The following is a 10,137-nucleotide window of genomic DNA, read 5'->3' on the forward strand; positions in this document are numbered from 1 at the left end:
TAAAAAGTTACATGCTTTGTTAACCAATGATTGTGTAATCATTGTTGTTGGGCTTAATAAAGAGCAGTTAAAAGATATTCCGGTAGGCATTATTGGCATAGAAAGAACGGAAAGTGTACAGCAATTAAGTGAATTATATTCTGTGGCTGATGTTTTCATAAATCCGACTTATTCGGACTCTTTTCCAACTACTAATATAGAGGCATTGGCTTGTGGAACTCCTGTAATAACTTATCGAACGGGTGGGAGTGTGGAAGCTGTTTCTGAAGATACAGGTCTGATTGTAGCTCAAGGAGATTTGAGTGGTTTGCAAAAAGCTATATATACTATAAAGAAGAATGGTAAATGCTTTTATACCAAAGCATGTAGAAGTAGAGCTGTTACTCTTTTTAATAAGAATGATCGTTATCAAGAATATGTAGATTTATACAATCAATTGCTGGATAAGAAATAAAATTATAAATATTATGTCCATATTCAAAGACAAAGTCCTGTTAATTACAGGTGGTACAGGTTCTTTTGGTAATGCCGTACTCAGACGTTTCTTAGGTTCCGATATTAAAGAGATTCGTATTTTTAGTCGTGACGAGAAGAAGCAGGATGACATGCGTCATCAGTTACAAAACCCCAAGGTTAAGTTCTATATTGGTAACGTCCGCGATCGGCAGTCTGTGGACGGTGCCATGAGAGGTGTTGACTATGTTTTTGCTGCTGCTGCCTTGAAGCAAGTTCCTTCTTGTGAATTTTTTCCGTTGCAGGCAGTACAGACCAACGTGATTGGTACAGACAATGTATTGGAGTCTGCTATAGCACATGGTGTAAAGAATGTGGTTGTCCTTTCTACCGACAAGGCTGCTTATCCGATTAATGCTATGGGAATCTCCAAAGCTATGATGGAAAAAGTAGCTATTGCTAAGGGACGTGCTTTGGGAGAGGGTGCATCGACAACTATCTGTTGTACCCGTTATGGTAACGTAATGGCTAGTCGTGGCTCAGTTATTCCCTTGTGGGTAGATCAGATAAAGTCTGGTAATCCCATTACCATAACCGATCCTAATATGACCCGTTTTATGATGACACTTGACGATGCCGTTGATTTGGTCATGTACGCTTTTGAACACGGTCATAATGGTGACTTATTCGTTCAGAAAGCTCCCGCCGCGACATTGGATGTTTTGGCACAAGCTTTGAAAGGATTGTATAATGCTGATACGGAAGTCAGAACTATCGGTACCCGCCACGGTGAGAAACTGTATGAGACTTTAGTAACCCGTGAAGAGATGGCAAAGGCCATTGACATGGGTGAGTATTACCGTATTCCTTGTGACACGCGTGATTTAAACTATGATAAGTTCTTCACAGAGGGCAATGAGGATGTCGCTCGGATTGAAGATTATCATTCCCATAATACTGCTCGTCTTGATGTGGAGGGAATGAAGCAGTTGTTACTTAAACTTCGTTTTATCCGTGAGGATCTGGGTCTGACAGAGAAAGCCAAATCTTCTGAAATAAAAAGTGAATAAACAAATCCTTTCCTGACCGTCCAGACGCTTTTCTTTTTAATCTCTTGATTCATTTTTTCTGAGCGTTTTACTTACGAACGGCGGAATATCATTCAAACTAATTACTTTATGAATATTTTAGTAACCGGCGCCAAAGGTTTTGTCGGTCGTAATCTGGTGTCTCAATTACACAATATCCAATCGGGCAAGGCGAAGAACTATGGCGTATTTTCGGATATGCAGGTTTTTGAGTACGATGTAGACAGCGACCCTTGCGAACTGGATGTCTATTGTAAAAGAGCGGATTTTGTCTTTAATCTGGCAGGTGTTAACCGTCCCAAGGATCAAGCTGAATTCATGCAAGGCAATTTCGGTTTTGCTTCCGCTCTACTTGATACCTTGAAAAAGTATAATAATTCCTGTCCTGTAATGATCTCCTCTTCCACTCAGGCCGCTTTGGACAATCCTTATGGCGAATCCAAACGTGCGGGTGAGAATCTTTTGTTTGATTATGCACGGGAGACAGGTGCACGTGTTCTTGTTTACCGTTTTCCGAATGTGTTTGGTAAATGGTGCCGTCCAAATTATAACAGTGCCGTTGCCACTTTTTGTAACAACATAGCCCATGATCTTCCGATTCAGGTCAATGATCCTTCTGTCATGTTGCATTTGGTTTATGTGGATGATGTGGTGGATGAATTGATTGCCGCTTTGAGTGGGAATGAGCATCGTGAGAGAGACTATTGCATTGTCCCTATTGTACACACAGTTACTTTAGGGAAAATTGTCGACTTGCTTTATTCTTTTAGGGAAATGTCCGGTAATTTGCAAGTCCCCGATCTGGGTGATCCGTTCACTAAGAAGCTTTATTCCACTTATTTGTCATATTTCCCAAAGGATAAGTTTAGCTATCCTCTTAAAATGAATGTTGATTCTCGGGGGAGTTTTACGGAAATTATTCGTACTCCGGATCGTGGGCAGTTCTCTGTGAATATCTCTAAACCGGGAATTACCAAAGGTCAGCATTGGCACCATACGAAGAATGAAAAATTCGTTGTTGTCAGCGGACACGGCCTGATCCAACTTCGTAAAATTGGTACGGATGAGGTGCTGAACTATGAGGTGAACGGTGACAAGATTGAAGTTGTGGAAATGATTCCCGGCTATACCCATAACATAATTAACCTTTCGGATACGGAAGACCTTGTGACATTCATGTGGTGCAATGAATGTTTCGATCCTGCCCGTCCCGATACTTTCTTTGAAGAAGTTTAATAGAATGACCGATATGAATATACGATTAGATTATTCCGATATTAAGTTTCAGGAGAACGGTAAACTGAAACTGCTGATTATTGTAGGTACCCGTCCTGAGATTATTCGTCTTGCTGCGGTGATCAACAAATGCCGTGTGTATTTCGATTGTATCCTCGCCCATACGGGGCAGAATTACGATTATAACCTGAACGGTGTCTTTTTCCACGACTTGAAGTTGCAAGCTCCGGAGGTCTATATGGATGCTGTAGGAGATGACCTTGGTGCGACTGTGGGCAATATAATCAATTGCAGTTATAAGTTGATGGTTCAGACTTGCCCGGATGCACTTTTGGTATTAGGAGATACGAATAGTTGTCTTTCGGTAATCGGTGCCAAGCGTCTTCATATTCCTATCTTCCATATGGAGGCCGGTAATCGTTGTTTTGACGAATGTCTGCCAGAGGAGACGAATCGGCGTATCGTGGATATCATTTCTGACGTGAATATGTGTTATTCGGAACACGCCCGACGGTATTTGAATGCGTCCGGAATCGCTAAGGAACGCACTTATGTGACCGGTTCTCCTATGGCTGAAGTACTTCATGAGAATTTGAAGGATATTGAGGCTTCGGATATTCACAGTCGTTTGGGGCTTGAGAAAGGTAAATATATTTTGCTCTCTGCTCACCGTGAAGAAAATATTGATACAGAAAAGAATTTCCTTTCTTTGTTTACAGCTATAAATAAATTGGCAGAGAAATATGATATGCCTATTCTTTATTCCTGCCATCCACGTAGTCGGAAACGTTTGGAAATGAGTGGCTTCGTATTAGATAGCCGTGTGATTCAACACGAACCTCTGGGTTTTCATGATTATAACTGTCTTCAGATGAATGCTTATGCGGTTGTATCAGATTCGGGTACTTTGCCTGAGGAAAGCTCTTTCTTTACTTCTGTAGGCCATTCTTTTCCGGCAGTTTGTATCCGTACTTCCACAGAGCGCCCGGAGGCATTGGACAAAGGTGTGTTTGTCTTGGCGGGTATTGACGGGCAGTCGCTGCTTCAGGCTGTGGAAACTGCTGTGGATATGAATAACAATGGTGATCATGGGTTAGCGGTTCCTGATTATACGGATGAGAATGTATCTACGAAAGTAGTAAAACTTATTCAGAGCTATACGGGGGTGGTCAATAAAATGGTTTGGAGAAAATATTGATCGGAATCGAGAATGGATATGGAGATTAGTTATTTGATGCTGAAATAGAGAAATATGAATGTTATATTCTTAACAGTCAGTAGAATAAGGGGAATAAAATCGAGAGGCATCTATGCTGATTTGATGCGGAAATTTCGTAATGAAGGCCATAATGTTTATGTTGTGACTCCGTATGAAAGACAATTTGGATTGGCTACCTCTCTGTCAGAAGTAGATGGTGTTCATATATTGGGAGTACAAACTTTTAACATTCAAAAGACGAATAGGGTGGAAAAAGGGATAGGAATTATTTTGTTGGAATCTCAGTATAAAAAGGCTATAAAAAAATATTTGAATGGAATTTTTTTTGATTTAATTCTTTATTCTACACCACCGATTACTTTTACAGATGTAGTAAGATATCTAAAAAAGAGAAATCCTGAAGCCATTTCTTATCTTTTGTTGAAAGATATATTTCCACAGAATGCTGTGGATTTGGGTATGTTTTCAAAAACAAGTCTCTTATATAGATACTTTAGAAACAAAGAGATTAATCTTTATAAAAACTCGGATTATATTGGTTGTATGTCTCCTGCCAATGTTGCTTTTGTATTAAAGCACAATAAATATATTGCACGAGAAAAAGTGGAAGAGGCTCCTAATAGTATTGAATTGATCGAGGTTCCTGTGCATATTGATAAGGATAGAATTCGTAAGAGATATAATCTTCCGGTTGATAAAATTATATTCATCTATGGTGGCAATTTAGGAAAACCACAGGGGGTAGATTTTCTCATAAAGTGTCTGGATGCTAACAAAGAAAGAAATGACTGCCATTTTTTGATTGTCGGTAATGGCACAGAATATCTGAAAATAGAGAATTGGTATCGTAATAATAGCCCATGTAATATAACTCTGCTTGCACGTTTACCGAAAAAAGAGTATGATTCTTTGGTTCAATCTTGCGATGTAGGCCTGATTTTTCTTGATAATCGTTTTGTGATTCCTAATTATCCATCTCGTTTATTATCTTATTTGGAATTTAAAATGCCTATAATAGCTGCAACTGATGTAAACACGGATATTGGTACTATCGCAGAGACAAATGGATATGGGTATTGGTGTGAAAGTAAAGATATTAGGGATTTTAATAACTGTATTAATAAGTATATAAATGAGCCTGAAACTATCAAAAAGATGGGAGAAAACGGGTATCGATTCTTGTTGAATAATTATCAAGTGGGATATACTTATCAGAAAATCATATCACATATTAAAAAAAGTCTAGCTAATGTATAAGTACTGCTTTAAAAGAGTAATTGATTTTTGTATCGCTTTTTTTACTTTATTATTAATTTGGCCCATTTTATTGATTATTATTGTTTGGCTTCATTTTGCAAATAAGGGTGCAGGGGTATTTTTTACTCAGGCAAGACCTGGTAAAAATGCTAAGATATTTTATGTTATTAAGTTCAAATCTATGACAGATGAGTGCGATGAGCACGGAAATTTATTACCGAACGAAAAACGAATAACTCCAATAGGTAAGTTTATTCGCAAAACTTCCATTGATGAATTACCTCAATTATTCAATGTCCTCAAAGGAGATATGTCTTTAATCGGGCCGCGCCCTTTAATGATTCGTTATCTGGAGCTATATAGTAAAACTCAAGCAAGAAGGCATGAAGTACGTCCGGGTATAACAGGTTGGGCCCAGGTAAATGGTAGAAATAAAATAACGTGGACTAAAAAGTTTGAGTTGGACGTTTGGTATGTAGATAATGTTTCATTAGCGGTAGATATGAAAATACTAATTAAGACAGTAAAAAATGTATTAGTGCATAAAGATATTGATTCATCGGACGAAAAAGTAGGTTCTATTGGCTTTGATGGTACTAATTAAAAATATACAATGAAGAAAATTATGATATTGGCTGGTGGAAATGACCAGATAGCTCTTATTCAAGAATTGAGACATTATTGGAAAAATAGCGTAGAAATTATTTTAATTGATCAGTCTACCTGTGTTCGGGCTGTGGAGTATGCAGATCGGTTCTTCCCTATAAGTACAATGGACCAAAAAGCGGTGTTGAATGTTGCTCGGTCCGAGGGAATTGATTATATACTTACAGCTTGTGGTGACCAACCTTTATCGACAATGGCGTATGTTTCCGCCTGCTTGGGGCTTCCTTCTTATCTAACGGAGGATGAAGTGAGGGATTTGACCAATAAACTATATATGAAAGAAAAAATGGTAAAGAATGATATCCCTACATCTAAACATATTTGCATAAATGAAGATTGGGATAAAAAAACGATGCCTGCTTTTGCTTATCCTTTGGTTGTTAAGCCTGTTGACAGTAATGGTTCTAAAGGAGTTAAAAAAGTATTTAATAGTAATGAACTAGATGCTTCATTGCAAGAGGCCTTCAAATATTCCATCTCAAAACATGTTATTATTGAAGAATTTAAATTAGGGGAAGAACTTTCAGTTGATATTTATGTAGAGGGGACAAATGCTAAATTATTATCTGTAACAGCTTCGAAAAAGATAAAAGAAAATGAAAAATCATTTACTATTGTACAAAGTTATTATCCTGTTCCGGTAAAATATGATAAAAATAAGGTCTTGGAAATTGCTCAGCAGATAGTCAATGTATTTAAACTGAAAGACACTCCATTATTAGTACAAATGATAGTGAATGAAGATGAATATAGTGTGCTGGAATTCAGTGCGAGGATGGGGGGAGGATCAAAATATAAGCTTATTGATGTGCTGTCTGGTGTCAATATTATGAAAACTTATGTTGAGATGGTGATGGGTGGAAAACCCAAAGTTACTCCCAAACGGCAATTCAATAATGCGATAATGAGTTATGTGTATTGTAAACCAGGAGTGTTTTCTAGATTGAAAAATTTTGATACACTTCTCAATAATAAGTGTATTTATGATTATTTTGTATATAAAATACCTGATTCAGTCATAGAAAAATCGGATACGAGTAGTGATCGTGTAGCAGGTTTTCTTGTAGTAGGGGATTCTGCAGAAGAAGTAACGGAAAAACTGAAATATGCGAATTCTCAGTTACAGGTTCTTGACAATAGAGGGCGGGATATCATGAGACATGATTTATATTGAAGCAATAAAATGAAATTTGCAGTAATAGGAGCTGGAAATGGCGGACAGGCTATAGCTGGTTATTTGGGACTAAACAACTATTCCGTAAATTTATTTGATAGAAGTTTGGATAAAGTGAGAGCTTTATTAAGTAAAGGCGGAATACAGTTAGGTGGAAAAATAAAAGGTTTTGGTAAAATTAACTGTATTACTAATGAATTGTCGGAAGCGGTACAAGAAGTTGACGTAATAATGGTAACTACGGTTGCAAACGCTCATAAGGAGCTGGCGATGAGCTTAGCACCTTTATTGTGTGATAATCAAATTGTAATACTGAATCCAGGAAGAACATGTGGGGCATTAGAGTTTAAGCAAGGTTTGATATCTGCAAATTGCAATAAAAAAATATATATAGCAGAAGCGCAGACTCTTATATATGCTTGTCGAATTAAAGAACCCGGCGTCGTTAATATTATAGGTGTGAAAGATGATGTTTTACTATCTGCATTACCTTCTTCTGACACTGACTTTGTTTTAAACAAGATTTGTACCGTTTATCCTTGTTTTTCTTTTGCAGTGAATGTATTGCGGACAAGTTTTGAAAATATTGGTGCCATATTCCATCCATGTGTAATTCTTTTTAATGCTGCAACAATTGATCGGGGCAATGAGTTTTATTTTTATAGGGATATGACGCCTAATATAGCCAATTTTATAGAGAAATTTGATGCTGAGAGGATAAAGGTTGGAAAAGCATATGGTGTGGAATTATTAAGTGTTAATGAATGGATATCATTTGCATATAAGGATACGGAAGGCGCTACCTTGTGTGAGAAAATGAAAAATAATCCAGCTTATTATGATATACTTGCACCCTCATCTATTTATACACGTCAGCTTATGGAAGATATTCCAACAGGAGTACTTCCCATGTTGGAATTAGGAAAGATAGCCGGAATAAAAATGCCTCTTTTTGAATCTGTTTTGAATATATGTTCTCAATTGCTGAATGTGGATTTTAGAAAAGAAGGAAGGACTTTGGAACACTTAGGTTTAAAAAATATGTCAAAAAAGGAAATTTTAAATTATATACAATAATGAAAGAGTTATTATTAGGAGATGAAATATTCGGTTTCGTGAAACCTTTGATAGATGTTCATACTTTAGGAATCTCTACGATATCCAACTTATTAAAGGATTGTAAATATAAGTCATATATAGCTCCTGATGAAGTAAATGAAGCTGTTATAAAAATCCATAAATTAAATAACTATGGATTAGTAAAAAAATGGCTCGTTGAAAAAAGAATAACTCAACTTGGTTTTAGCTATAGGCTAGATCCTCAAGAAGGTGTGGATTATTTTATGTCGCTCTATAATCTTTTGTTAAATGATAAAATGTTTGTAAAAGATGGTGGGCAATTAAAACAACTGTTTTTTGCTGGTTTACCTGATACTTGTCAGTTGGTAAAAGGAAAGACGAATAATTCAATATTGGTATTTCCAGGAGATGAGTCTCCTTTGGAATCGCTTTTCAAGTTAGGAATTCCTGATGATAGATTACCTAATACACTATTACAAGACGATGAGTATGATAATATGAGGTGGAGTTTTGCAAGTGATCTAATTGCTTCTGAACGTTATAAAGCTATAACTCATCAAGACCATTATAATTACAATAATTGTGGAAAAGAGAATGATTCTTATATTGAGAGGTTGAATTATGCTAAATCTAAGAAAAGTTTACCTATTATTAGAGCTCATGTTGGGCCTTATAATCCAGATAGATTAGAGGCGTTAAAAGAGTTTAAAGCCTGGATTAAAGATTTGGCAGAGTCAAGACTATTAGATGTGTTATCAATTGGAAGTTCTCAACTAACTCAGTCTCATTTTGGTGAAGATTGGGACGGGCTCCCGAACGGTGGTGGTGTGCCCATCAATTCAGAATTGGAATATAAAATGATAAAAGATCTGGCCTCTCCCATGTTGGTACGTACTTATTCTGGTACGAAAGATATACTTAAATTGGCGCATATACATGAACGTGCATTAAATATTTCTTGGCATGCATTATCTTTATGGTGGTTCTGTGAACTTGATGGTAGGGGGAAAAATACATTACTTGAAAATTTACGTGAACATCTTGAAACAATAAAATATATTTCAACTACTGGAAAACCCATGGAACCTAATGTTCCACACCACTTTGCATTTAGAGGGGCGGATGATATAACTTATATTATCTCGGGCTTTTTGGCTGCTAAAACAGCTAAGAAATTAGGAATAAAATTCCTTATATTGCAAAACATGTTAAATACTCCGAAATACACATGGGGAATTCAGGATTTGGCAAAAGGACGAACAATGTTAAAATTGGTTAGAGAACTAGAAGATGATTCTTTTCATGTCAGTTTACAAGCAAGAGCTGGATTGGATTATTTTTCACCTGATATCGACAAAGCGAAAGTCCAATTGGCTGCGGTTACTGCTTTAATGGATGATTTGGAACCGGAAAATGTCAATAGCCCGGAAATTATTCATGTTGTAAGTTATTCTGAAGCTGTAAGATTGGCGACCCCTCCTGTAATCAAGGAGAGTATTCAGATAACTTTGTCTGCATTAAAGGAATATAGGTTGGCTAGATCATTAGGGAAAATACCTAATATGAAATATGATAAAAAAGTACAAGATCGAGTGGACGAGATGTATTATGAAGCAAAAGAATCGATAAGATTGTTGGAAAAATATATTCCTGATTTATACACTGCTGAAGGATTGTACAAAGTCTTTGCAGAAGGTTTTTTTCCTGTTCCATATTTAATGGACTATAAAAGACAATATGGGAATGCAACCAACTACATTACCGCGATAAAGAATGGAGGAATTAAGGTAGTGGATGAAAGAGGTAATATAATTAATACTGTTGATCGGTATCGGAAAATAATAAGTAATCAAGAATGAAAGGAATTTTAATAGCTTCTTGTTAATATTTTATTTTTTGAAAATTATATAATCACATATTTATCATGGATAAACGAATTTATCTTTGTCTCGCTCATATGAGCG

Annotated in this window: 9 protein-coding genes; all 9 read left to right on the plus strand. The window is 36.5% G+C overall.

Annotated elements, in window-relative coordinates:
- Positions 1-454 (plus strand): glycosyltransferase (locus tag QVP90_RS08610; RefSeq protein ID WP_288204135.1); only part of this gene is annotated, 454 nt, incomplete at its 5' end.
- Between the two features lie 13 nt (positions 455-467).
- The gene (locus QVP90_RS08615; protein ID WP_005932691.1) at positions 468-1,523 is read left to right on the plus strand and encodes a polysaccharide biosynthesis protein; all 1,056 of its coding nucleotides are present in this window, start codon (positions 468-470) and stop codon (positions 1,521-1,523) included.
- Between the two features lie 108 nt (positions 1,524-1,631).
- Positions 1,632-2,777: a capsular polysaccharide biosynthesis protein CapF gene (locus QVP90_RS08620; RefSeq protein WP_005932688.1), complete on the plus strand. Its 1,146-nt coding sequence runs from the start codon at positions 1,632-1,634 to the stop codon at positions 2,775-2,777.
- A 13-nt stretch (positions 2,778-2,790) separates the two neighbouring features.
- On the plus strand, positions 2,791-3,975 hold the full coding sequence (wecB, locus tag QVP90_RS08625; protein WP_021936180.1) for a non-hydrolyzing UDP-N-acetylglucosamine 2-epimerase: 1,185 nt from the start codon (positions 2,791-2,793) through the stop codon (positions 3,973-3,975).
- A gap of 54 nt (positions 3,976-4,029) precedes the next feature.
- Positions 4,030-5,253 carry a glycosyltransferase family 4 protein gene (locus QVP90_RS08630; RefSeq protein ID WP_021936181.1) on the plus strand — a complete coding sequence of 408 codons (1,224 nt, stop codon included), beginning with the start codon at positions 4,030-4,032 and terminating at the stop codon, positions 5,251-5,253.
- Positions 5,246-5,857: a sugar transferase gene (locus QVP90_RS08635; protein ID WP_021936182.1), complete on the plus strand. Its 612-nt coding sequence runs from the start codon at positions 5,246-5,248 to the stop codon at positions 5,855-5,857. Before QVP90_RS08630 ends, QVP90_RS08635 begins: the two co-directional genes overlap by 8 nt.
- 9 nt (positions 5,858-5,866) lie before the next feature.
- Positions 5,867-7,093, plus strand: coding sequence for an ATP-grasp domain-containing protein (locus QVP90_RS08640; protein WP_021936183.1), 1,227 nt, complete (start codon positions 5,867-5,869; stop codon positions 7,091-7,093).
- A gap of 9 nt (positions 7,094-7,102) precedes the next feature.
- Entirely contained in the window at positions 7,103-8,170 is a 1,068-nt protein-coding gene (locus tag QVP90_RS08645; RefSeq protein ID WP_021936184.1) for an NAD/NADP-dependent octopine/nopaline dehydrogenase family protein, read from the plus strand.
- Positions 8,170-10,032 (plus strand): hypothetical protein, encoded by a 1,863-nt coding sequence (locus QVP90_RS08650; RefSeq protein ID WP_021936185.1) that lies wholly within the window; start codon positions 8,170-8,172, stop codon positions 10,030-10,032. Before QVP90_RS08645 ends, QVP90_RS08650 begins: the two co-directional genes overlap by 1 nt.
- Positions 10,033-10,137 lie beyond the last annotated feature (105 nt).

It is taken from the genome of Bacteroides sp. CAG:189 (assembly GCF_000432295.1).
In the GTDB taxonomy this organism is placed as follows: Bacteria; Bacteroidota; Bacteroidia; order Bacteroidales; family Bacteroidaceae; genus Bacteroides; species Bacteroides salyersiae.